This is a genomic window from Xanthomonas euroxanthea, from assembly GCF_900476395.1.
In the GTDB taxonomy this organism is placed as follows: Bacteria; Pseudomonadota; Gammaproteobacteria; order Xanthomonadales; family Xanthomonadaceae; genus Xanthomonas; species Xanthomonas euroxanthea.
This window is the reverse complement of sequence record NZ_UIHB01000010.1, coordinates 105604-129081: the sequence shown is the minus strand read 5'-3', so window position 1 is coordinate 129081 and position 23478 is coordinate 105604. Positions and strand designations below refer to the sequence as shown.

Annotated in this window: 14 protein-coding genes, 2 pseudogenes and 1 riboswitch; of the genes and pseudogenes, 10 read left to right on the top strand and 6 right to left on the bottom strand. The window is 67.0% G+C overall.

Annotation, left to right across the window (positions count from 1 at the left end):
* The first annotated feature begins 230 nt into the window (after positions 1–230).
* From CPBF1521_RS20570 to CPBF1521_RS20550, 5 genes are all read left to right on the top strand, one after another.
* Positions 231–2012, top strand: coding sequence for an autotransporter assembly complex protein TamA (locus CPBF1521_RS20570; protein WP_104584372.1), 1782 nt, complete (start codon positions 231–233; stop codon positions 2010–2012).
* On the top strand, positions 2009–5863 hold the full coding sequence (locus CPBF1521_RS20565; RefSeq protein WP_115678119.1) for a translocation/assembly module TamB domain-containing protein: 3855 nt from the start codon (positions 2009–2011) through the stop codon (positions 5861–5863). The genes CPBF1521_RS20570 and CPBF1521_RS20565 overlap by 4 nt, the downstream gene beginning before the upstream one ends.
* A 288-nt stretch (positions 5864–6151) precedes the next feature.
* Positions 6152–6586 carry a hypothetical protein gene (locus tag CPBF1521_RS20560; RefSeq protein WP_115678118.1) on the top strand — a complete coding sequence of 145 codons (435 nt, stop codon included), beginning with the start codon at positions 6152–6154 and terminating at the stop codon, positions 6584–6586.
* Positions 6587–6596: 10 nt separating this feature from the next.
* Positions 6597–7046, top strand: coding sequence for a 3-dehydroquinate dehydratase (locus tag CPBF1521_RS20555; RefSeq protein ID WP_161960178.1), 450 nt, complete (start codon positions 6597–6599; stop codon positions 7044–7046).
* Positions 7027–7254 carry a hypothetical protein gene (locus tag CPBF1521_RS20550; protein WP_164739708.1) on the top strand — a complete coding sequence of 76 codons (228 nt, stop codon included), beginning with the start codon at positions 7027–7029 and terminating at the stop codon, positions 7252–7254. Before CPBF1521_RS20555 ends, CPBF1521_RS20550 begins: the two co-directional genes overlap by 20 nt.
* Before the next feature lie 90 nt (positions 7255–7344).
* On the opposite strand, the gene CPBF1521_RS20545 is transcribed toward CPBF1521_RS20550, so the two are convergent.
* Positions 7345–9075: an outer membrane protein assembly factor BamB family protein gene (locus CPBF1521_RS20545; RefSeq protein ID WP_181901314.1), complete on the bottom strand. Its 1731-nt coding sequence runs from the start codon at positions 9073–9075 to the stop codon at positions 7345–7347.
* 570 nt (positions 9076–9645) lie between these two features.
* Positions 9646–10230 (bottom strand): gluconokinase, encoded by a 585-nt coding sequence (locus CPBF1521_RS20540; RefSeq protein WP_115678117.1) that lies wholly within the window; start codon positions 10228–10230, stop codon positions 9646–9648.
* A 158-nt stretch (positions 10231–10388) separates the two neighbouring features.
* On the opposite strand from CPBF1521_RS20540, the gene CPBF1521_RS20535 reads away from it, so the two are divergent.
* The 3 genes from CPBF1521_RS20535 to CPBF1521_RS20525 all read left to right on the top strand — a co-directional run bounded on the left by CPBF1521_RS20535 (position 10389) and on the right by CPBF1521_RS20525 (position 18247).
* Positions 10389–11771, top strand: a complete 1383-nt coding sequence (locus CPBF1521_RS20535) for an MFS transporter (RefSeq protein WP_115678116.1) — start codon at positions 10389–10391, stop codon at positions 11769–11771.
* A 62-nt stretch (positions 11772–11833) separates the two neighbouring features.
* Positions 11834–14188: a GH36-type glycosyl hydrolase domain-containing protein gene (locus CPBF1521_RS20530; protein WP_181901331.1), complete on the top strand. Its 2355-nt coding sequence runs from the start codon at positions 11834–11836 to the stop codon at positions 14186–14188.
* Between the two features lie 609 nt (positions 14189–14797).
* On the top strand, positions 14798–18247 hold the full coding sequence (locus tag CPBF1521_RS20525; RefSeq protein WP_115678114.1) for a hybrid sensor histidine kinase/response regulator: 3450 nt from the start codon (positions 14798–14800) through the stop codon (positions 18245–18247).
* 181 nt (positions 18248–18428) lie between these two features.
* On the opposite strand, the pseudogene CPBF1521_RS21550 reads toward CPBF1521_RS20525, so the two are convergent.
* From CPBF1521_RS21550 to CPBF1521_RS20515, 4 genes and pseudogenes are all read right to left on the bottom strand, one after another.
* A pseudogene (locus tag CPBF1521_RS21550) lies at positions 18429–18605 on the bottom strand (manganese efflux pump); the annotation flags it as partial.
* Positions 18606–18693: 88 nt separating this feature from the next.
* Positions 18694–18870: pseudogene (locus CPBF1521_RS21920) on the bottom strand (manganese efflux pump); the annotation flags it as partial.
* Between the two features lie 88 nt (positions 18871–18958).
* On the bottom strand, positions 18959–19543 hold the full coding sequence (locus CPBF1521_RS20520; protein ID WP_115678224.1) for a manganese efflux pump MntP: 585 nt from the start codon (positions 19541–19543) through the stop codon (positions 18959–18961).
* Positions 19544–19555: 12 nt separating this feature from the next.
* A riboswitch (yybP-ykoY riboswitch) is annotated at positions 19556–19718 on the bottom strand.
* A 620-nt stretch (positions 19719–20338) separates the two neighbouring features.
* Complete coding sequence (locus CPBF1521_RS20515; RefSeq protein WP_115678113.1) at positions 20339–21088, bottom strand: IclR family transcriptional regulator; 750 nt, start codon at positions 21086–21088, stop codon at positions 20339–20341.
* 180 nt (positions 21089–21268) lie between these two features.
* Between CPBF1521_RS20515 and fucP the strand changes: the two genes are divergently transcribed.
* Both fucP and CPBF1521_RS20505 read left to right on the top strand, forming a co-directional pair.
* Positions 21269–22573 carry an L-fucose:H+ symporter permease gene (fucP, locus tag CPBF1521_RS20510; protein WP_104649879.1) on the top strand — a complete coding sequence of 435 codons (1305 nt, stop codon included), beginning with the start codon at positions 21269–21271 and terminating at the stop codon, positions 22571–22573.
* Complete coding sequence (locus tag CPBF1521_RS20505; protein WP_104585593.1) at positions 22570–22935, top strand: L-fucose mutarotase; 366 nt, start codon at positions 22570–22572, stop codon at positions 22933–22935. The genes fucP and CPBF1521_RS20505 overlap by 4 nt, the downstream gene beginning before the upstream one ends.
* Positions 22936–23478: the final 543 nt, after the last annotated feature.

The following is a 23478-nucleotide window of genomic DNA, read 5'->3' as shown; positions in this document are numbered from 1 at the left end:
CGATGGCATGGCCAGGGCGGCGCATACGGCGTTGACCAACAAATGGCGCTTCATGGAAACCTCTCTCTCCAAAGGCATGGAACGGGGCGCGACGACCGGGGAGGCCGCGCGGCATCGCTGTCAACGAAACGTTAACAACAGTTCGACTCTAACCAGCCCCTGCGCCTGCGGATAGTCGAGATTGTTTAGATTTTTTGTCCCTTCACGCCTAGGCTAGGTATCCTTTGTAGATGCTTAAAGTCGCGTTTGCTCTCTCCCTGCTGTGCACTCTGCTCGTTCCGCTGCAAGCGGTTGCCCGGGCCACCATCGACAAGATCGAAATCAAGGGCCTGGACGACGACGCCGACGCCGAGATGATCGAGAACATCGAGGTCTCCCTGTCTCTGTATGAGGCCGTGGGCAAGGAGCAGGGCGAGTCGCGACTGGAGTATCTGCTGGCGCAGGCCGAACGGCAGACGCGCGAGGCGCTGGAACCGTTCGGCTACTACTCGCCGACCATCGATCTGGCCGCGCCGCGCAGCGGCGACAAGGTGACGGTAGTGATCACCGTGGAGCGCGGCGAGCCGGTGCGCGTGCGGCAGTCGCATATCTCCATCACCGGCTGGGCCGAGCAGGACCGCTACCTGGGTCAGGATCTCAAGCAGTTCGAACCGCGCGAAGGCCAGGTCTTCAGCCACCCGCAATACGAAGCGAGCAAGGTGCGCATCACCCGTCGGCTGGCCGAGCGTGGCTACTTCGATGCCGACTTCACCCAGCGCCGCGTCGCGGTGACGCGCGCCGAGCACGCCGCCGATATCGATCTGAACTGGGATAGCGGCCGCCGCTACGACATGGGCAAGGTGCGCTTTGACTACGACTACTTCCGTCCGGGCCTGTTCGAGCCGTTGGTGTATTGGGACGAGGGCAGCTACTACCACGAAGGCAAGCTGGATCGCCTGCGCGAGTCGCTGACCAAGCTGGATTACTTCAGCACCATCGATATCCAGCCCAAGCCGGAAGAAGCCGACGACCAGGGCCGGGTGCCGGTGGATGTGAAGCTCACCCGCGCCAAGCGCACCGTGTACACCTCGGGCCTGAGCTACGGCAGCGAGAGCGGCGCCGGTGTGCGTGGTGGGGTGGAGCGGCGCTACGTCAATTCGCGCGGCCACAAGATGGACACGCAGCTGGATTACGCGCAGAACCGCAAGAGCCTGACCACCAGCTACCGCGTGCCGGCGTTCCGCTGGCTGGATGGCTGGTACACCGCCTCGGCGAGGCTCTATGACGAGCAGACCGAATACATCGACCTGCGCAACGTCAAACTCACCGGCAGCCGCAGCGGCCAGATCAACGAGCGCTGGAGTGCGATCGCTTCGATCAATGCCTTGCGCGAGCGCTGGCGTTTCAGCAGCGGTGACGACTTCGAAGGCGCGGTGTATGAAACCTCCACGCTGATCTATCCGCAGTTGCAAGTGAACTACGTCAATGTCGACGACCGCCTGTTCCCGCGCAGCGGCGTGTCCGGGCAGGCCTTCATCCGCGGCGGTGCCGAAGGTGCCGGCTCGGACACCAATTTCGGCCAGCTCTATGGCCAGCTGCGCTGGTTCCTGGGCGCCGGCGACAATGGCCGGGTGATCCTGCGCGGCGAAGGCGGCACCACCTGGACCAGCGATCTGGTGGCGATGCCGCCGAGCCTGCGCTTCTTTGCCGGTGGCGCCAACAGCATCCGCGGCTATGCCTTCCGCGAAGTCGGCCCGCGCACGCCCAAGCCGGACGAATTCGCGCTCGGTGCCAAGAACGTGGTCACCGCCAGCGCCGAATACGAGCATTACCTCAAGGGCGGCCCCTGGGGCGGCGCGGTGTTCGTCGATAGCGGCAGCGCGTTCGACGACACGCCCGACTGGCACACCGGCATCGGCTTCGGCCTGCGCTGGCGCTCGCCGGTGGGCCCGGTGCGCGTGGACATCGCGCATGGCCTGAACGACCCCGACTCGCAGTTCCAGCTCTATATCGATATCGGGGCCAACCTGTGAGCACGCCGACGCCGCCCCCCGCACCGCGCCGCGCGCGTTTCTACCGCCGCCGCCGGTTCTGGGTGGGCTCCGGGCTGACCGTGCTGGGGCTGGTGTTGCTGGCGCTGATCGCGGTGTACTGGCTGCTGCAGACCGTGGCCGGGCGCGATGTATTGCTGGCGCAGGTGACCGCGCGCCTGCCGGTCGGTGCCAGCTTCACCTACGGCAAGGTCGAAGGCCCGGTGGCCGGCCCGCTGACCTTGCGCGATGTCGATTTCCGGTATCAGGACATCCACTTCACCGCCGAGCGCGTGTACCTGGAACCGGACCTGCGTCCGTTGCTCGGGCGCAAGCTGCAACTGGATGCCGTGCAGGTCAGCAATGCCACCTTGAATCTGGGCAAGAGCGATGAGCCGTTCACGCTGCCGAGCTGGCCCGAGTCGCTGCCGCAGATCAACGTGCCGCTGGCGATCCAGGCCGACAAGATCGACGTGGAGAACCTGCGCATCACCCAGCTGCAGCAGCCGATGATCGTCCTGCACAAGGTGCAGGGCGGGCTGGAAGTGGCCACCGGCGAACTGCGCACGCGCAATCTGGTGGTCGATACCGACATGGGCGACTTCCGCCTGCACGGCGACTACGTTCCCAACGACGATTACCGCGCCGACCTCACCGCCACCGCGGTGCTGCCGGCCGCGCGTGGGCGCACCCCGGCCAGCCTGGGGCTGGTCGCACGCGGGGATCTGGACAAGATGGAAGTGGCCATCGCCGGCCGCGCGCCGGCGCCGCTGCAGGCCAGCCTGGTGTTCACCGGGCGCGATGATCCGACCTGGACCTTCAAGGCCGTCACCGAGGCGCTGGATACCTCGCTGCTGATGCCGGCCACCAACGGGCAGTATGCCGCCCCGGCCACACCGATCGCGCTGAACCTGCAGGCCTCCGGCAAGGGCGGCAACGCCGACCTGCAAGGCAGCGTCAAGCAGGGCGAGTTGAGCGCCAGCTTGCAGCCCTCGCATATCAGCCTGCTGGACCAGGTCATCACCGTCGAGCCGTTGGTGATCGATGCCTTCGAAGGCCGCGCGCAGTTGCGTGGCACTGCCGATTTCCGCGATACGCAGAATCCGAGCTTCCGCTTCGCGGTCAATGCCAGCGGCCTGCGCTTCACCCCGACGCCGGACCCGGCCACCCCCGATGCGCCGGTGGTGCCGGTGGAACTAGTCGATGCGCGTCTGGGCGTGGCCGGCACCCTGAAGGCATGGGCGGCGATCGGCCGCGCCACGCTGGAGCGCGACGGGCAGCAGGCCGCGCTGGTGTTCGACAGCCGCGGCAACGATCAGCGCGCCCAGCTCAAGCAGGTGCAGGCCAAGACCCCGGGCGGCTCGCTGGATCTCACCGGCGAAGTGGGCTGGACCCCGGAGCTGGAATGGGATGTCACCGCCCAGCTGGCCAAGTTCGACCCGGGCTATTTTGCGCCGGGCTGGAACGGCAATCTCTCCGGCAAGGTCGCTTCCAAGGGCCGCCAGTTGCCGGCGCCGGCCGGCGGTGTATCGCCGGGCTTCGAAGCCACTGCGGATATCCCGACCCTGAGCGGCCAGCTGCGTCAGCGCGCGCTGTCGGCCAACGGCAAGTTCGCCTTGCGTGGCGAACAGGGCGAAGGCGAATTGCAGCTGTCGCTGGGCAATAGCCGCATCAACGCCAAGGGCAAGGTCGGCGACCAGCTCGATATTGCCGCGCAACTGCAGCCGCTGCAGCTGGACGATGTCCTGCCCGGCGCCACCGGCACGGTGCGCGGGCAGCTGCAGGTCAGCGGCAAGCGCGATGCCCCGGACATCACCGCCGACATCGCCGGCAATGGCCTGCGCTGGAACGACTACAGCGCGCAGAGCATCAGCCTGCGTGGGCGCCTGCCGTGGCGCGGCAGCGACGGGCAACTGGCCTTGCAGGGCACCGCGATCGAAGCCGGCGTGGTGCTGGACAGCGTGCGCGTGCAGGCACGCGGTGCGGTGGAAGCATTGCGCCTGGATGCCGAGATCGCCAACAGCATGGCCAACCTCGCGCTGCAGGGCGATGTCCGTCGCAACGGCGAGCGCTGGCAGGGCCAGGTCGCCACGCTGCGGATCGCACCGGCCAAGGGCGATGCGTGGGCGTTGCGCCAGCCGGCGCAGTTCAGCACCGACGGTGCGGCATTCACGCTGTCGGACACCTGCCTGGGCGCAGCCACCGGTGGCGCGCTGTGCGCCAGCGCCAACTGGCCGCGCGAGGGCATGGTGGTGCACGGCGATGCACTGCCGCTGTCGCTGGTGCAGCCGTGGCTGCCCAAGCAGGAGGGGCGGCAGATCTATCTGCGCGGCGAGCTGGCGCTCGATGGCAGCTTCAAGCCGCGCGGCAATGCCTGGGAAGGCTCGTTCCGCATCGCCTCGCCCGAAGGCGGCATCCGCCTGGGCGAAACCCGCTACGCGGCGGTGGCCGGCAATCCCAACCGCGGCGAGTTGCTGCGCTACGACCAGTTCAGCGTGCAGGCCGATTTCACCCCGCAGCAGATCCAGGCCAAGCTGGGTATCGGCTTCCAGGGCGCCGGCTTTGTCGATGCCAAGTTCAACACCGGCTGGGATGCCTACGCACCGCTCAACGGCGAGCTGTATCTCAATATGTCGCGACTGTACTGGCTGGAGCTGGTGGTGGCCGATGTGGTGCAGCCCAAGGGCCTGGTCGAAGGCCATGTGAGCCTGCGCGGCACCCGTGACAAACCGCTGCTGGGCGGCGATGCCACCTTGAGCAACTTCACGGCCGAATATCCGTCGATGGGCCTGACCCTGAGCGAGGGCAAGGGACGCTTCGACGCACTGCCCGATGGCTCGGCCAAGATCACCGCATCGGCCAAGTCCGGCGAAGGCACGCTCAACATCGATGGCGGGCTGTCGTGGTTCGGCACCAGCACGCCGTTGCTGCTCAATATCCGCGGCCAGAACGTGCTGGCCTACAACACCAGCGAGTTGCGCATCATCGCCAACCCGGACATGCAGTTCGGCATCACCGACAACACCATGCAACTGCGCGGCAAGGTCACCGTGCCCGAAGCCGATATCGACCTGGAACGCCTGGATCGCGGCACCTCGGTGTCCGAGGACGTGGTGGTGCTGGACCCGGTGGATCCGGAAGAAGCGCCGGCCTCGCCGCTGGATATGGACCTGGCCATCGTGCTGGGCGACAAGGTCAACATGAGCGGCTTCGGCCTGAAGGGTGGACTGAGCGGGCAGATGCAGATCCGCGCGCGCCCGGGCCGCGAGATGACCGCCAACGGCGGGCTGGACGTGCGCGGCCGCTACAAGGCCTATGGCCAGGATCTGACCATCAGCCGCGGCCAGCTGACCTGGAACAACAACATCGTCTCCGACCCGCGCGTGAGCCTGCGCGCCGAACGCAAGGTCGGCGATGTCACCGCCGGCATCGACGTCAGTGGACGCGCCGAATCGCCGCGTGCCGACGTGTGGTCCGAGCCGGCGATGTCGCAATCCGAAGCACTGTCCTACCTGGTGCTCGGCCGCGGCCTGTCCACTGCCAGCAGCGACGAAACCCAGCAGGTCAGCGCCGCCTCGGCCGCGCTGTCGGCCGGCAGCAGCCTGATCGCCTCGCAGATCGGCGCCAAGCTCGGCCTGGACGAAGCGGGGGTGAGCGAATCCAGCACCGTCGGCTCGGTGGTGGGCTTCGGCAAGTACCTCTCGCCCAAACTCTACGTCGGCTATGGCGTGTCGATGGTCGGCAGCGGCTCGGTCCTAACGCTGAAATACCTGCTCAGCCGTGGCTTCGATATCGAAGCCGAATCCAGCACGGTGGAGACCAAGGGCTCGGTGAACTGGCGGCGGGAGAAATAACAGCCAATCGCGCACCAGTGCATCGCGTGGTGCGCGTGGCGCCGCATGTGTCAGGTTTGGGCTTGGCGCAATGCGGATATCGAGGGATGTTCGGCCATGCGTGAGGCATCGCCAGGTCGAGCGCTGCAGTTTTATCTACAAGCTGTGCCGCGTCGCCGGGCGCGGCACACCGGCATCGCGCAGGCATTACGCACTTTTTATGCCGGCGCACCAGGGTGCAAATAGCCCCTTTATGCCCGGCAGGCCTACCTTGGCACTCCCGCACTGTGGTGCGTTGAGCCAAACACGATGTGTATCCTGATTTTGCAAGGTCCGCAGGCCGATCCGGCGCAGCTGGCGCCGCTGCAGCTGCCCGAGTGTGCCGGGCGTGCGTTGCGCACGCTGGCGTGCGCCGATGTCGACGGCCTGATCGCCGGCTTGCAGGCCGCCGGTGGCGATGCCGAGGTGGAGCTGGTGCTGCTGGATTCGGGTGATCTGGCGCCGTCCGCGCGTGCGCAGGTGCATGCGACGGCATTGCGTGCGGCATTGGATGCGCTGCACACGCCCTACATCGAGCTGCATACCGATGCGGCGCAGGAGCTGGAGCCATGGCTGCATCCGCAGCATGCGCCGCTGGCGGTGGTGATCACGCCCCACGACGCGCCGCGCGCCTATGCGATGTCGCTGGGGATTGCCGCGCGCTGCCTGCCGTCCCTGTGCGCGCCGTTGCGCGCCGCTGCCTGAGGAGGCCGCCATGTCGATCATGATCGTGCGTGGTCCGGAGGCATCGTTGCCGCTGGTGCGTGGGCCGCAGCCGTTGCCGCGGGCCGTCATTCGGCAGCTCGTGCAATGCGCCGGCGATGCGGGCAAGACCGTGGCGTTGCGTGCCTGCGGGTCGGAGCAGGAGCTGCTGGATGCCTTGCGCGTGGCCGGGCAGGCGCGGATGGAAATCGCGTTGATCGATCCGGGCAGCTGCGTGGACAGTGCGCGCCTGCACCGTGTGCTGGGCGCGTTGCCGTATCCGTTCGTGGAGGCCCACGACGATAGCGTGGACCGACCGGAGCGTTGCCTGCCGGAGGGTTTCGGGCAACGCATCGCGACGGTGCGCGGTTACTGCGCGCAGAGCTATCTGCTCGGGCTGGAGATCGCGTTGGAACATCTGGGCTGCACGGAGATCCAGGGCGATGTCCACGTCGGTACCTGAGTTGCGCCAGTTGCATTACTTCGCCGACTACGAGGGCTATTGCGACGGTCGGCCGGTGCTGTGGGGGCAGCTGGCCCACAGCGTGGAGGTGCCCGCCGATGGCGTGCTGGATGCCGCCGGGCTGGTCACCGCGTTGCGCCGCCGCGCGGCCGAGGCGCACGGGCTGGAAGCGGGGCAGATCCGCTTGTGCCAGGTCACGCGGCTGTAGCGGCGTGACACACAACGACGCCACCGGAAGGTGGCGTCGTTGTCCTGCGGTGATTGCGCGGCGTTCGACGCAGATCACCCGGGTTGAGGCTTACTTGGCCGGGCTGGCCTCCGGCACGAACTTGGTCAGCTGGTTGGCCGTCGCCGCCGTGCCGAAGTTGAAGCGGCCGTAGCCGGCGCCCCAGTACAGCGCACCGTCCACGATGGCCGGCGAGCTGATCACCGAGCCGGTGGCGTCGTGATTCCACAGCGTGGCGCCGGTGTCGGCATCCAGGGCGACCATGTTGCCGGCCATCGACCCGGCGTAGAGCAGGTTCGGCGACACCGTCAGCGAGCCCTGGCCACCGGCCGGGACGTTCGGATTCACGCGGTTGATGCCGGGCACCTTGACCTGCCACTTGATCTTGCCGGTGGCGGCATCCAGCGCGGCCCACGAGCCGCCATTGTGGCTCTGGGTGTTCGCCGGTCCCAGTGTATAGGTGGCGTTGGTGCTGTTGTTGATGGCCACATAGACCTGCGACTTGTACGGGTCGAACGCAGTGCCCCATTCGACGCCGCCGGTGGTGCCGCCGGGGCCGACCTGGGTCGACCACACCTTGGCACCGGTCTTGGCGTCGAAGGCCCAGTAGATGCCGCTCTTCTGCCCTGCGCCGACCAGTTGTTGCGGCTTGCCGTCGCGCCATACGGTGAACAGCTGTACGCCGGCACCGCCGAAGTCGTAATCAGGACCGGTCAGGTTGGTTGCCTGGGTGTTCGGGCACAGGCCATTGGTGGGCGCCACGATGCACGACAGGTTCCAGGCGTCGTAGCCTTGTGCACGGTCGGCCCAGACCAGCTTGCCGGTGTCCAGATTCAACGAGACCACCGAGTCGACGTAGTTGTCCGGGGCCATGCACGCCAGTTCGTCCTGCACGGTGAGTTCGCTGCCGCGGTAGGAGCGCGCGTTGGAGACGCAGTTACCCACGCTGGCGGGAATGTTGTAGTTGTTGCCGGTGCCGAAATACAGGCGGCGGCTGATCGGATCGATCGCCACCTGGCCCCACACCGATGCGCCGGTATACCCCTCGGGCACGTTGTAGAACTGCCACACCTTCTTGCCGGTACTCAGATCCAGGGCCACCACGCTGCCACGGAAACTAAAGGTGTGGGTCGAATCCAGGTTGCCCCAGTCGCCGGAGGAAATGCCCACGTAAATGCGGTTGCCGTAGATCACCGGCGAGGAGGTGATGCGCGCCTGCGGGTTGGCTTCGGCGGTGGTCTTCCACAGCAGCTTGCCGGTCTTCTTGTCGATGGCCAGCACGGTACCGGCGGCCTGGTCGCCGACGATGATGCTGTTGGCGCTGATGGCCGGAGTGTTGCGCGTCACCGAGTTGGCATTGCCGGTGTAGTCGGACAGCTTGGCCTGCCAGTTCGGCTTGCCGGTCTGGGTGTCGACGCTATACAGCGTGCCGCCCCAGTCGGGCACGTACAACGTGCCACCTTCCACGCTCGGCGTGGCCGAGATGTCGCCGGTGGTGGTCAGGGTCCACGCCGGGACGAGGCCCTTGACGGTGGTGCGGTTGATCTTCCACTCGCCCGGCGCGAAGCGCTGGTTCAAGTAGCCGCCGCCAGCGGTGGTCCAGCTGGTGGGGCTGGCGAACGGAAGGTCTTTGCCGAAGCTGCGCCAGATCTGGCTGGAGCCTGCGAAGGCCTGGGTATCCAGGGACGACACCGGCTGTTGTGCGGTTGCGGGGCCGGGCTGGGCGAAAGCCACTGCGCTGGCAAGCAGGCAGGGAACGAGCGTCAAACTGCGAAATCGCAAGCGGCGAATTGAATGTGTCATCACGGCATGTCCATAGATGGAAGGAAGCGCTGGATCCCCCCGGATCTGCCGAGTGAAGATGGCCGATCGGCGAGACCATGCAACACACGCATGTCGCTGCATTCATTCAACGGTCGGGTCCGGTCGCATCTGGTACGACCAGCTCGCAAAAATTGCGTTCAGCCTGTTCGGTATTCGCACAAATACTGATGATTCATCACTATCTGCACCAGACGCGATAGGAAAAATGATTGGCCGCGAGACCGGCGTATTGCCTGCAAATCAATGGTCTGCAAAAAGTAACCAGGAAATTTTGCGCCACCTTGTCAGGTTGGTCACGGTGTTGAACAGCGCCCCTCTCCCCAGGGGGCGAGAAGGCACTGTTTGCGCGCCACTGGCGCGCGTGCCTTGGAGCGCCCGCGTCGCAAACGCCGGCCGGGGCGCGGAGCGGGGGTTGGGGTGAGGGTACGGGGCGATGCCACACGAGAGACCGGATTGCGTGGCTTCGCAGCTACCCTCGCCCGCCCCTTCGGGGCAGCTTCTCCCGGAGGGAGAAGAAAACAGCCATGCAGGGCTGCGTTATCTTTTACGTCAGGCGCTTTGAGGCGAGGGCGCGACGCTGTGCGCCGCATTGGGCGCGATCAGCGCCAACTGCGCGATGGCATCCTGCACCACCTCCGCCACCGTGGCGTCCACATCCACCGATACCACGTCGGCTTCGTCCAGCGGCAATTCCAGTGTCTGCAACTGGCTGTCGAGCAGGCTGGCCGGCATGAAATGGCCGGCGCGCGCGCTCAGGCGTGCTGCGATCACGTGCGGGGCCGCGTGCAGGAACACGAAGCGCAGCGGAATGCCGCTGCGGCGCAGCAATTGACGATGCGTGCCGCGCAAGCCCGAGAACGCGAGCACCACCGACTCGCCGGCCTGGACGCAGTCGCGCAAGGTGGCCGCCAGCAACTCCACCCACGGCAGGCGCATTGCATCGGTGAGCGGTTGGCCTGCGGCCATCTGCGCGCGTGCGGCCACGCTGTGGTAATCGTCGGCATCCAGAAATCGGTAGCCGTAATGCGCTGCCAGGGCCTGCGCGATGGTGGTCTTGCCACTGCCGGAAACGCCCATCACCACGATGGCCAGGGGCGAAGCGGACGCGGGTGTAGCGGGGGCGGCGGTGTCCATCACGTCAGGTTATATCTCCGGAGCGATTCGGCATTTTGCCGGATTTCACGTTGGCGGCAGCCGATGCGTGGTGTAGCGTCGGCGCTCCTCGCCAGGTGAGCGGGCCGCCCAGCGTAACGGCGCGCTCGGCCGGGTTCAACGCACTCCAAGGTCTGCCGATGACGTCATCGCCTGCACCGTCTCCTGCATCAGCGCGCCTGCGCTGGCGCGAAAAGCTGGGCTACGGCGCCGGCGATCTGGGCCTGAATCTGTACTGGGCCAACATCTCCGCGTTCTTGCTGATCTTCTACACCGACACCATGCATCTGCCGGCAGCGGCGGTGGGCACGATGATCCTGTTGACCAAGATCGCCGATGCGATCGCCGATCCGGCGATGGGGGCATTGGCCGATCGCACGCGCAGCCGCTGGGGCAAGTTCCGCCCGTATCTGCTGTGGGGCGCGGTGCCGATGGCGGTGACCGGTGTGCTGGCCTACACCACGCCTGCGCTGGACCAGAACGGGCGCATGTGGTGGGCCACGATCAGCTTCCTGGTGATGATGCTGGCCTACACCGTGGTGAGCATTCCGTACTCGGCATTGTCGGGCGTGATCACCGCCGACAGCAGCCAGCGCACCAGCTTGATCAGCCTGCGCTTCATCGCCGCGTTCGCCGGCACCACGCTGGTCAATTACTGCACCCTGGACCTGGTGGCGTGGCTCGGTGCCGGCAACGATGCGCTGGGCTGGCAGCGCACGATGATGCTGTACGGCGCGGTGGCGGTGGCGCTGTTCGTGACCGTGGCGCTGACCACGCGCGAGCGCGTGCAGCCACCGCCGCAACAGCGCACGCCGGTCCGCCGGGACATCGCCGACCTGCTGCAGAACAAGCCCTGGTGCGTGCTGTTCGTGCTGTCGTTGATCATCATGATCACCATCGTCATGCGCGGCGGTGCGGGCGTGTATTACCTCAAGTACTACGTGCAGCGGCCGGAGCTGACCGGGCTGTTCCTGGGCGGCTATTCGGTGTCCTTGGCGGTGGGCGCGGCGATCACGCCGCTGCTGACACGGCATTGGGACAAGCGCCAGTTGATGACCGCGCTGATGGCGATGGTGGGCGTGTTGAGCTGCCTGATGTTCTTCATTCCTGCCGATGCGGTGTGGGCGATCTTCGCGTTGAACATGTTGATCGGGCTGGCGCTGGGGCCGAAGTCGCCGCTGGCCTTTTCGATGTATGCCGACAGCGCCGACTACACCGAGTGGCGCACCGGCCGGCGCGCCACCGCGATGACCTTTGCCGCCGCAACCTTCTCGCAAAAGCTCGGTGGCGCGCTGGCGTCGGCCGGCATCGCCTGGGTGCTGGCGGGCATGGGCTATGTGGCCAACAGCGCACAGTCGGCCGGGTCGTTGACCGGCATCGTGCTGCTGCTGACGGTGATCCCGGGCGCGGTGGCGCTGCTGGCGGCCTGGACCATGCGTTTCTATCCACTCGATGACGGCTTGTTGCGCCGCATCCAACACGAACTGGCCGCGCGCAAGCGCGACGAACAGGAGCACCGCTGACCGTGTCCGCACTTTCCCAGGCTGATTCCAGCACCACGTCCAACGACGATCTGTCCGCGTTGCTGGCGCCCAGCGCCGACGGCACGCGGTATGCGCTCTACAGCCCCACCGCGATGCCGAACGCGGGCGCATTCCTGTGGAACCGCCGCATGATGCTGCAGCTCACCTGCCGTGGTTACGCCACCGGGCAGTTCATGCAGCCGGAGCCGGCCAAGTACGCCCATGCGCCACTGCTGGAGGCGCGCAACTTCATGATGCCCGAGCAGCCCTACTACGCGCATCATCCCGGGCGTTTCTTCTATCTCAAGGACGAAGACAGCGGCGCGTTGTATTCGGTGCCGCACGAACCGGTGCGCGCGCCGCCGGAGCAGTTTGCGTTTTCCGCCGGCAAGCACGATGTGCGCTGGCGGGTGCGCCATGACGGCATCGTGGTGGAGCTGTGCGTGGCGTTGCCCACTGACGATGCGGTGGAGCTGTGGGAGTGCCGCGTGCATAACCTGTCCGGCCGCACACGCCGGCTCAGCCTGTATGCGTACTTCCCCATCGGCTATATGTCGTGGATGCATCAGGGCGGTGCCTACGAGCCGGCGCTGGGCGGCATCGTCTGCCGTAGCGTGACGCCGTATCAGAAGGTGCAGGATTATTTCCGCCAGCGTGACTTCAAGGACTGCACCTTCCTGCTGCACGAGCAGCCGCCGGTGGCCTGGGACGCGCAGCAGACGGCCTTCGAAGGCGAGGGTGGCCTGCATGCGCCCTCGGCCATCCAGGCCGAGCAGCTGGGCAATAGCCAGGCGCACTACGAGAACCCGGCCGCCGCGTTGCAGTACCGGCTGACGTTGGATGCCGATGCGGCCAGCGTGTATCGCTTCGCGTTCGGGCCGGCCAAGGACGATGCGGAGATCGCCGCGCTGCGTGCGCGCTATCTGTCCGAAGCCGGCTTTGCTGCCGCCGCGCGCGACTACGCGCAGTATCTGCAGGGTGGGCAGGGCTGCGTGCAGATCGCCACGCCCGATCCGGCCCTGGACAACCTGGTCAATCATTGGTTGCCGCGGCAGGTGTTCTATCACGGCGACGTCAATCGCCTGACCACCGATCCGCAGACGCGCAACTATCTGCAGGACCACATGGGCATGGCCTACCTGCAGCCGGCCACCGCACGCGCGGCGTTGCTGCACGCGCTCTCGCAGCAGGAACCCAGCGGTGCGATGCCGGACGGCATCCTGCTGGTGGAAGGCGCCGAGCTGAAATACATCAACCAGGTGCCGCATACCGACCACTGCGTGTGGTTGCCGATCTTCCTGAGCGCCTATCTGGCCGAAACCGGCGATGCCAGCGTGCTCGACGCGGTGGTCCGCACGCAGGACGGGCAGGCGCTGAGCGTGGCCGAGCGCCTGGATGCGGCCATGCAATGGTTGCTGGACGCACGCGACGCCCGCGGCCTGAGTTTCATCGCCCAGGGTGACTGGAACGACCCGATGAACATGGTCGGCTGGCGCGGCAAGGGTGTGTCCGGCTGGCTCACCGTGGCCACCGCGTATGCACTGCGGCTGTGGTCGGGCATCTGTGCAGCGCATGGGCGAAGCGCGCAGGCAGAAACGTTTGCGCAGGCCGTGCAGACGGTCAATGCCGATGCCAATCGGGAATTGTGGGACGGCAACTGGTATGCGCGCGGCATCACCGACGACGGCGTGCGCTTCGGCATCGCCGACGATGTGGAAGGACGCATCTATCTCAATCCGCAGAGCTTTGCGCTGCTGGCCGGCACCGCCGATGCCGCGCAGCGCGACGCCTTGCTGGAGGCGGTGCGCGAACAGCTGCATACGCCGTACGGGCCGGTGATGCTGGCCCCGGCGTACACGCATATGCGCGACGACGTGGGCCGGTTGACGCAGAAGTGGCCGGGCGCCGCGGAAAATGGCGCGGTCTACAACCATGCGGTGGCGTTCTACCTGTACAGCCTGTACCAGATTGGCGAAGCCGACCGCGCCTGGGAGATCCTGCGCGCAATGCTGCCCGGCCCCACCCGCGAGGACGTGCTGCAGCGCGGCCATCTGCCGGTGTCGTTGCCCAATTACTATCGCGGCGCCTGGCATCAATATCCGCGCACGGCCGGGCGGTCCAGCCAGCTGTTCAACACCGGCACGGTGGCCTGGGTGTATCGCTGCGTGCTCGAAGGCTTGTTCGGCCTGGTCGGCGAGGGCGATGCATTGGCGATCCGCCCGCAGCTACCCACGCACTGGCCGCACGCGCAGGTGACGCGCCAGTTCCGCGGCGCGCAGTTCGAGGTGACGCTGACACGGGAGCCGGGACGCACGCAGGTAGACGTTGACGTGGATGGAGCCGCTTGCCCAGACCAGCGTGTGCACGGCATCGTCGCCGGCCGTACGTATCGGGTGCAGGTGCGCCTGCCGGGCTGACGGCCCTCACCCGCCCTTCGGGCACCCTCTCCCGCAGGCGGGAGAGGGGGGCGGGCCACCACCGGGTGGCCGCTGCATCATCGGCTGATCGCGACAACGGCGCATCGTCGCCCGACCGTGCACATCCTCGTACCGCCATGCGGCAGACGTCCCTGCCGGCTGCCTGAGTGGGTGGGCCGGAGATGCGACAGGCGAGCGCATGGCGCACACCGCAACCGAAGCGATACACGTTGGCCGCATCGGCATCCAACGTCAGCCGGTACTGCGCTCCCTTCTCCCGCCTGCGGGAGAAGGTGCCCGAAGGGCGGATGGGGGGCGCTTGACCCTTAGCCCAATGCCTCTTGCCACAGGCTGATTCAAAGGGCCGGCTGCCCGGCAGCACGAAACGCATGCATCGCCACACCAACACCACTCCTCAGGCAAGCGTACGGCGCACGCCGCAACCGCCCTCCCTTCTCCCGCGTGCGGGAGAAGGTGCCCGCAGGGCGGATGAGGGGCGTCTGACGCTTAACTCTCCGCCAACCAGTCCGGCACGAATCCCCAACCCCCAATCCCGATTCCCCACTGCGTAAACTCCCAGGCTCGCCTCGCGCCGCCTAGGAACGCCCCTTGGTCTCAAGCTGGATCCTGCTGCTGGTTTCCGTCGGCTATGCCGCGCTGCTGTTCGGCGTGGCGTGGTGGGGTGACCGTCGTCCGCTGTACCCGGAGCGGCCGTGGCTGCGGCCAGCGGTCTACAGCCTGGCGCTGGCGGTGTACTGCTCGTCGTGGACCTTCTACGGCGCGGTCGGCTCGGCGGTGCGCAACGGCATCGGCTATCTGCCGATCTACCTGGGCCCGCTGCTGTTGCTGCTGTTCGGCTGGCGCATCATCGAGCGGCTGGCGCTGATCGCACGCGCCGAGAACACCGTTTCCATCGCCGATTTCATTTCCTCGCGCTATGGCCGTTCGCGGCGGCTGGCGGCGCTGGTGGCGGTGATCGCGCTGGTCGGCATCGTTCCGTATCTGGCCCTGCAGTACAAGGCGGTGGCGATGAGCTTGGAGGTGCTGACCGGACATAGCAGTGCCGGACGCGGCATCTTTGCCGACCCGGCGCTGTACGTGGCGCTGTTGATGGCCTTGTTTGCGACCTTGTTCGGCACCCGCCAGGTCGATGCCACCGAACACCACCGCGGCATGATGCTGGCGATCGCGCTGGAGTCGGTGATCAAGTTGATCGCCATCGTCGCGGTGGGGCTGTTCGCCTGGGTGTGGCTGAGCGATCACCAAGTGCCCATCGCCGACTCGGCGCGCACCTTGTTCGAGCACACCCCGTCGGTGGGCTTCATTTCGCAGACCTTGCTCAGCTTCCTGGCGGTGATCTGCCTGCCGCGCCAGTTCCATGTGGCGGTGGTCGAATGCAGCGACGTCGGCGACATCCGGCGCGCGCGCTGGTTGTTCGGCGCCTACCTGGTGATCATCTCGGCGATGGTGGTGCCGATCGCATCGGCCGGCGTGGCCTTGTTCGGCAAGGGCAGTACGGTGGTCGACGATGCGGTGGTGCTGGCGCTGCCGCTGAGCCAGGGCAATACCGTGCTGGCACTGGTGGCGTATGTGGGCGGGTTTTCCGCCGCCACCGGCATGGTGATCGTGGCCAGCATCGCGTTGGCCACGATGGTCAGCAACGACCTGGTGATGCCGGTGCTGCTGCGCCGCCGTGGCAGCGCCGATGCGCGCGCGGCGGTGGCCTCGCGGGTGTTGTGGATCCGCCGCGTCGCCATCCTGCTGCTGGCGCTGATCGCCTACGGCTACCACCGCAGCGTGGCCAACGACACCACCTTGGCCGCCTACGGCCTGATGGCCTTTGCGGCAGTGGCGCAGTTCGCGCCGGGGGTGATCGGTGGGCTGTACTGGCGCGGCGCCAGCCGCAAGGGCGTGGAGACCGGCATGGTGCTGGGCTTCATGACCTGGATCTACACGCTGCTGCTGCCGGCCGCCACGCGCGCGGGCTGGCTGCAGCCGGACTGGCTGGTGGACGGGCCGTTCGGCATCGCCTGGTTGCAGCCGCAGCAACTGTTCGGCATGCATGGCTGGGACCCGCTGGCGCATGGCACGTTCTGGTCGCTGCTGATCAATGTCGGCGCGATGATGCTGGTCTCCGCACGCTGGCGCCCCGGGGTGGACGAGCGCCTGCGCGCCGCGCCATTCCTGGACCCGTACGCGCAGCGCCCGGCGGTGGCCGGCGACTGGCCCGGGCATGTGCGCGTGGCCGACCTGCAGGCCCTGGCCGAGCGCGTGGTGGGCGAGCGGCATGCGCACCGCGCCTTCGTCGACCAGGCGGTGCTGCTGGAGCGCGAGCTGCAGCCCACCGTGGTGGCCGATCGCGCCTGGGTGCAGTTCACCGAACGCCTGCTGGCCGCCTCGATCGGCGCGGCCTCCGCACGCCTGGTGCTGACCAGCCTGTTGCGCGGCTCGGGCATGGACCTGGGCGAGGTGGTGGCGGTGCTGGACGAAGCCGGCCAGGAGCTGCGCTTCAACCGCGAGATCCTGTCCACCACGCTGGAAAACATCAGCGCCGCGGTCAGCGTGGTCGACCCGGAAATGCGCCTGACCGCGTGGAATCGCCGCTACCAGCAGCTGTTCGGCTATCCGGACGGCATGCTGTATGTCGGCCGCCCGGTGGCCGACCTGATCCGCTACAACGCCGAGCGTGGCGAGCTGGGCGAGGGCGATATCGAAGACCAGATTGATCGCCGTATCCGCCATATGCGCGCCGGCTCGCCGCATGTGTTCGAGCGCACCCGCAGCGACGGCAAGGTGATCGAGATGCGTGGCCAGGCGCTGCCCGGCGGCGGCTATGTCACCAGCTACAACGACATCACCGACTACAAACGTGCCGAACGTGCGCTGCTGGACGCCAACGAGAACCTGGAACAGCGCGTGGCCGATCGCTCGCGCGAGGCCGAGCTGGCCCAGCAATCCAAGACGCGTTTTCTGGCTGCCATCAGCCACGACGTGTTGCAGCCGCTCAATGCCGCGCGGCTGTTTGCTTCGGCCTTGCGCGAGAGCCACCAGAACAACGAGGAGCAACGCCATCTGGCCGAGCGCGTGGATGCCTCGCTGCGCGCGGCCGAGGAGTTGCTCGATGGCCTGCTCGACGTCTCGCGGCTGGATGCCGGCGGCCTGCGGCCCACGGTCGAGGACTTCGATGCCAGCGCGCTGATGCACGAACTGGCCGCGCAATACGCGCCGGTGGCGTCCAGCCGCGGCCTGCAGCTGCAGGTGCACAGCCGCCCGCTGTGGGTGCGCAGCGACCGCCGTCTGCTGCGCCGGGTGATGCAGAACTTCCTGGCCAATGCGCTGCGCTACACGCGCCAGGGCCGCATCGTGCTGGGCATGCGCGGCCGCGGCGACCAGGTGGAACTGCAGGTGTGGGATACCGGCCCGGGCATTCCCGAGCACCACATGCGGCAGATCTTCGAAGAGTTCCGCCGCTATCAGCAGCCGTTCGACTGGGGCGAGCAGGGTCTGGGGCTGGGCCTGTCGATCTGCCAGCGCATCTCGCGCCTGCTCGACCACGACCTGAGCGCGCGCAGCCAGGTCGGCCGCGGCAGCATGTTCTCGATCCTGCTGCCGCGCGTGGCGGCAGTGCCGCTGCCACCGGTGCTGCCGGCGGCGGTGGCGCGCGCGCTGCCCAGCGGCGATTCGCTGGCGGGCCTGCGCGTGCTGTGCGTGGACAACGACCGCGAAATCCTCGACGGCATGCGTGCCTTGCTCGGTCGCTGGCAGGTGGAGGTGATCACCGCCAGTACGGTGGATCAGGCGCTGGAACGCGCGCGCGAGCAACCGGACCTGATGCTGGTGGATTACCACCTGCACGACCGGCTCGATGGCCTGGACACGCTGGATGCGCTGCAGGCCGCCGCCCCTGCACCGATTGCCGGCGCGCTGCTCACCGCCGATGGCCGCGATGAACTCAAGCAGCTCGCGCGCGAGCGTGGGTACCGCCTGCTGACCAAACCGGTGAAGCCGGCCTCGTTACGCGCGTTCCTGAGTGCGCATCACGATGCGAAAACGCGCTGACGGGTGCATCCCTGCCATCACCGCGACATGCGGCGATGCAGTCGGCATCGAGTAAACATCCACGATGCCGACGCGCGCGGAGCGCACTGCCCTGCATCGTAGGAGCGCACCCGGGCGCGAGAGGCTTTACCGATAACGCCTCGTCGCGCCCAGGTGCGCTCCTACGGCAGACTGCTGCGTGCTACGCGGCACCGCTGAGGTGTTCGTAGAGGATGACGCTGCCGACGATCACCAGGATCACGCCGCCGAGGATCTCGGCGCGCTTGCCGATCAAGTTGCCGAGCACGCGGCCCAGCACGCGGTCTAATACGCGGCCTAGCTTGACGCCTGCGGTGGTCATGCACGGGGCGCACTGCCCTGCGTCGTAGGAGCGCACCTGGGCGCGAGGGGCTTTACCGATAACGCCTGTCGCGCCCGGGTGCGCTCCTACGGCAGACTGCTGCGTGCTACGCGGCGCCGCTGAGGTGTTCGTAGAGGATGACGCTGCCGACGATCACCAGGATCACGCCGCCGAGGATCTCGGCGCGCTTGCCGATCAGGTTGCCGAGCGCGCGGCCCAGCACGCGGTCTAATACGCGGCCCAGCTTGACGCCTGCGGTGGTCATGCACGGGGCGCACTGCCCTGCGTCGTAGGAGCGCACCTGGGCGCGAGGGGCTTTACCGATAACGCCTGTCGCGCCCGGGTGCGCTCCTACGGCAGACTGCTGCGTGCTACGCGGCGCCGCTGAGGTGTTCGTAGAGGATGACGCTGCCGACGATCACCAGGATCACGCCGCCGAGGATCTCGGCGCGCTTGCCGATCAGGTTGCCGAGCACGCGGCCCAGCATGACGCCTGCGGTGACCATGCTGAAGGTGCACAGCCCGACCACCACCGCCACCACGCCGATATGCACGTCCAGAAACGCCAGGCTCACGCCGACCGCCATCGCATCGATGCTGGTGGCAAAACCCGTGGTGGCCAGGGCGAGCAGGCCGTGCCGTTTTGGCGTGTCGGCAGCTGCATCTTCGATCTCGTCGGCTTCGTTGCGCAGGCCGGCCACAATCATGTGCAGGCCCAGGCCGCCGAGCAGCACGAAGGCAATCCAGTGATCGAACGCACGCAGGTGGCTGGACGCGGCGCGCCCCAGCAGCCAGCCGATCACCGGGGTGATCGCCTCGATGCTGCCGAAGATCAAACCGGCGCGTAGCGCATCGCGCCACTGCGGCTTGCGCATGGCCGCGCCCTTGCCGATCGCTGCGGCAAACGCATCGGTGGACATCGCAAAACCGATCAACACAATGGAAAACGGGGACATCGACATTCTCGGGTTGGGCACGATCGCAACGACATGCGCCCGCGCCAACCGTTGTTGTGCGCGCATGCCGCTGGTCTCGCCAAACCACGATTGGTTGCCTGCACCACGGCGCAATGGCCGAGTATGTTGATGCAGGCGCTTTCGATGGACGAAAGCAGGCTACTCCCCAAGGGGGCGCGCAGTGTAGCAACGCATGGCCGCGTTCGGTGCGCCTGCATTGCACGCGAAGGTCGGTCTGATCTTTATAGCCGTGGCTATTGCGACCCGGGATTTACGCGGGTTTTTGCCTTGTTCCAGGCGCCAGGGCCCGGACGGCAGGTCCACCCACCGGTCGGATGTGGTGCCCGATTGCCTTGGCCATGCTGAAAAACGGTCTCCATTCCGATGAAGCAGACAGCGAAAAACGCGGGAAAAAGCCGCTGATGTGGGATGTGCTGCAAGCAGTGCGATGGAACTTCGTGGCTGGACGTGCGTACATGCGCCGGCGCCGGCTTGCCGCTGTCTTTCAGGACGCCGATGCAGGCGTGCAGCGATCAGCAACATGCAGCGATGCGCCGCTTTCCGGAACACTGCGATGTGCGCGGCCTGCGACGCCGCAGCGGGTGCACGCCACACCAGTGGGGTGGAGCGCGATGGCCAGGCTGCCCTCGCAGCCGCAGCACTCCGGAAAAATCACCCAGCGCTACACGCACAGGCTCAGCCGCGCAGCGGGTAGACGCCAGGAGCCAGCAGCCAGCGGCGCGCAGCGGGGAACCACCAGCACCGACGCAAACAAACGCCCGGCCCGGGCCACGGCTACAGCAACGCTGCGGAGATCTCCGCCGTCGCCGCACACAAGGCCTGCAGCGCCGCGTGCGGGCCGACCAGCTCCGGGCGGCGTGCGATGAACGGGACGGTCAGCGTATAGGTCGCGCTGCCGCGTTGCAGGATCGGTGCGGTCAGGTCGACCACGCCCACCACCGCTTCGCTGGGCTGCATGGCATAGCCGTCGTCGCGCGCCTGCGCGGCGGCCGCCAGGAACTGCGCACGCTCGAACGGCACCTCGCTGGCGTCGAGCATGTCCAGCCAGCGCGCCTGCACCTCCGGCTGCTGGAACGCGAACAGCACCAGCCCGGAACTGGAATGGGTCAGCGGGCGGCGATGGCCCGGGCGCACCACCAGGCCCAGGTCGCTGGGCACGTCCATCTGCGCGATCACCACGATCTGGTCGCCGGACGGTGCCACCAGGTGGCAGGGCTGACAGATCGCATCGGCCAGCCGCCGCATCACCGGCAACGCCGCTTCGCTGATGCTCTGCACCTGCGGCTGCTGCATGCCGAGCATGAACAGCCGATTGGTCAACACATAGTCGCCTTCGCCGTCGCGGGTGAGATAGCCGCGCTCCTCCAGCACCTGCAGCATGCGGAAGATCTCCCCGCGCGAGCGACCGATGCCCTGCGAGATCGCGCCCATGCTCATCGGCTGTGCCTGGCGGGCGAGCAGCTCGAGGATGTCCAGGCCCTTGTCCAGGGCGGGGGCGCGGTACTTGGCGGGTTCGGTGCTCATCCGTCTGCGGCTCCAGGCAAGGCTGCGGCGCGCCAGGGTACAGGCATCGCGGGCAGCGGTGAGGGTCGGCTCTCGCGTGCAAATATAAACAAAGTTTTTATATTTGCATGGTGCTGGCCTGCGCAGTACGCTCGCCGCACAGCAACGCAAGCGCCACAGCCTTGGGAGGGGATCGGTCGCATGCATCACAGTGACATTGCCGCGTCACCGCGCGGCAACTTGGCGCGTACCGCCATGGTTCCCCTGTTGTTGATCGTCAGCCTGTTCTTTCTATGGGGCATGGCCAACAACCTCAACGACATCCTGATCAAGCAGTTCAAGAAGGCCTTCGAGCTGACCGACCTGCAGGCAGGCCTGGTGCAGAGCGCGTTCTACCTGGGCTATTTCGTGTTCGCGATGCCGGCGGCGATGTTCATGCGCCGCTACAGCTACAAGGCGGCCGTGGTGCTGGGCCTGCTGCTGTATGCATGCGGCGCGTTCCTGTTCTATCCGGCCGCGCAGGTGCATACCTACTGGCTGTTCCTGCTGGCCTTGTTCGTGATCGCCAGCGGCCTGGCGTTCCTGGAAACCACCGCCAACCCGCTGGTGACCGTGCTCGGCCCGGCAGAAGGCGCGGCGCGGCGGTTGAACCTGGCGCAGGCATTCAACCCGTTGGGCTCGATCACCGGCGTGCTGGTCGGGCAGCACTTCATCTTTTCCGGCGTGGAGCACACCCCGGCCGAGCTGGCGGCGATGACGCCGGCCGCGCGCGCGGCGTTCTTCGCCACCGAATCGGCGGCGGTGCAGACGCCTTACCTGGTGATCGGCGCAGTGGTGGTGGTGTGGGCGATCCTGATCGCGCTGGTGCGCTTTCCCACCGGCGATGCCGGCCCGGGCGAGGCTGCGCCCAGGCGCGCACGCTTTAGCGAATTGCTGCGCAACCGGCTGTTCGTGTTTTCGGTGGTGGCGCAGTTCTTCTACGTGGGCGCGCAGGTTGGCATCTGGAGTTATCTGATCCGCTATCTGCAGGACGCGGTGCCGGGCACGCCGGAAAAAAGCGCCGCGACGTATCTGACCATCTCGCTGGTGCTGTTCATGGCCGGCCGCTTCATCGGCACCGCGTTGTTGCGCTATCTGGCGCCGGCCAGGTTGCTGGCGAGCTTCGCCACGATCAATCTGGTCTTGTGTGCGGTGGCGATTGCCTTCCCCGGTTGGACCGGCCTGTATGCGCTGGTGGCGGCAAGCGTGTTCATGTCGGTGATGTTTCCGACCATCTTTGCGCTGGGCCTGGACGGCATGCATGACGATGCGCGCAAGCTGGGCTCGTCCTTGCTGGTGATGTCGATCATTGGCGGTGCGCTGCTGACGGCAGTGATGGGTGCGGTGTCGGACCTGGCCGGTATCCACTGGGCGATGGTGGTGCCGGGTGGGTGCTTTGCGGTGATCCTGCTGTTCGCGTTGCGCGCACGGCGCGCGGCGCCGGTGATTGCTGGGGCGGGCGCATGAGCACGCGGCGGCTGTGCTACGTGCTGGATCTGCACGACGATGCGCAGTTGATCGCCGAGTACGAGCGTTGGCATCGGCCCAGCGAAGTCTGGCCGGAAGTGGTGGCCTCGTTGCAGCAGGCCGGCATCCTGGAGCTGGAGATCTTCCGCAGCGGCGATCGGCTGGTGATGCTGATGGAGGTCGGCGACACCTACGATCCGGCGGCCAAGGCCGCGCGGGATGCGGCCGATCCGCGGATCCAGGCCTGGGAAGACCTGATGTGGCGGTTTCAGAAACCGCTGCCGGGCAGCGCGCCTGGGGAGAAGTGGCGCGAGGCGGGGCGGATCTTTGCATTGAGTGCGGCGATCGACGCGCAGCGCTAGCCGTGCCCCTCATCCGCCCTTCGGGCACCTTCTCCCGCTTGCGGGAGAAGGGAGCAGTCGCTTGGCGGGGCTGCGGTCCGGCCGGCTTGGCAATACCGGGTGGGGCGCTTGTGGGTCTGCGTCTTCGGCCGGGCGAACGGCTGACCGGCAGCATGCAGCAGACGCCCGACGGTGGGGACATGGCGCAGACGCCTACCCCACCTGAGCCAACGCCGATCACGCCCTTCTCCCGGGTGCGGGAGAAGGTGCCCGCAGGGCGGATGAGGGGCTGCGTGCTCAGTCCTTGGCGTTGCCGGCCAGATCTTCGACCCGGAAACGTTCACCTGGATGGCAGAGCCGTTCCGTCCGGATTCCAGTCTAGGCCGGACAACCGCTTCCTTCTCCCGCAGGCAGGAGAAGGTGCCCGCAGGGCGGATGAGGGGTTGCGTGCTCAGGCCTTGGCGTTGCCGGCCAGATCTACGACCCGGAAACGTTCACCTGAATGGCAAAGCCGTTCCGGTCGCATCGCAGTCCCGGCCGGACAACTGCTTCCTTCTCCCGCAG

Bases quoted from the DNA above. Each gene is read 5' to 3' on its own strand.
- CPBF1521_RS20515 (WP_115678113.1), bottom strand. From the start codon at position 21,088: ATGAGCACCGAACCCGCCAAGTACCGCGCCCCCGCCCTGGACAAGGGC.
- CPBF1521_RS20555 (WP_161960178.1), top strand. From the start codon at position 6,597: ATGTCGATCATGATCGTGCGTGGTCCGGAGGCATCGTTGCCGCTGGTG.
- CPBF1521_RS20545 (WP_181901314.1), bottom strand. From the start codon at position 9,075: ATGACACATTCAATTCGCCGCTTGCGATTTCGCAGTTTGACGCTCGTT.
- CPBF1521_RS20560 (WP_115678118.1), top strand. From the start codon at position 6,152: ATGTGTATCCTGATTTTGCAAGGTCCGCAGGCCGATCCGGCGCAGCTG.
- CPBF1521_RS20540 (WP_115678117.1), bottom strand. From the start codon at position 10,230: ATGGACACCGCCGCCCCCGCTACACCCGCGTCCGCTTCGCCCCTGGCC.
- fucP (WP_104649879.1), top strand. From the start codon at position 21,269: ATGCATCACAGTGACATTGCCGCGTCACCGCGCGGCAACTTGGCGCGT.
- CPBF1521_RS20535 (WP_115678116.1), top strand. From the start codon at position 10,389: ATGACGTCATCGCCTGCACCGTCTCCTGCATCAGCGCGCCTGCGCTGG.
- CPBF1521_RS20570 (WP_104584372.1), top strand. From the start codon at position 231: ATGCTTAAAGTCGCGTTTGCTCTCTCCCTGCTGTGCACTCTGCTCGTT.
- CPBF1521_RS20505 (WP_104585593.1), top strand. From the start codon at position 22,570: ATGAGCACGCGGCGGCTGTGCTACGTGCTGGATCTGCACGACGATGCG.
- CPBF1521_RS20550 (WP_164739708.1), top strand. From the start codon at position 7,027: ATGTCCACGTCGGTACCTGAGTTGCGCCAGTTGCATTACTTCGCCGAC.
- CPBF1521_RS20520 (WP_115678224.1), bottom strand. From the start codon at position 19,543: ATGTCCCCGTTTTCCATTGTGTTGATCGGTTTTGCGATGTCCACCGAT.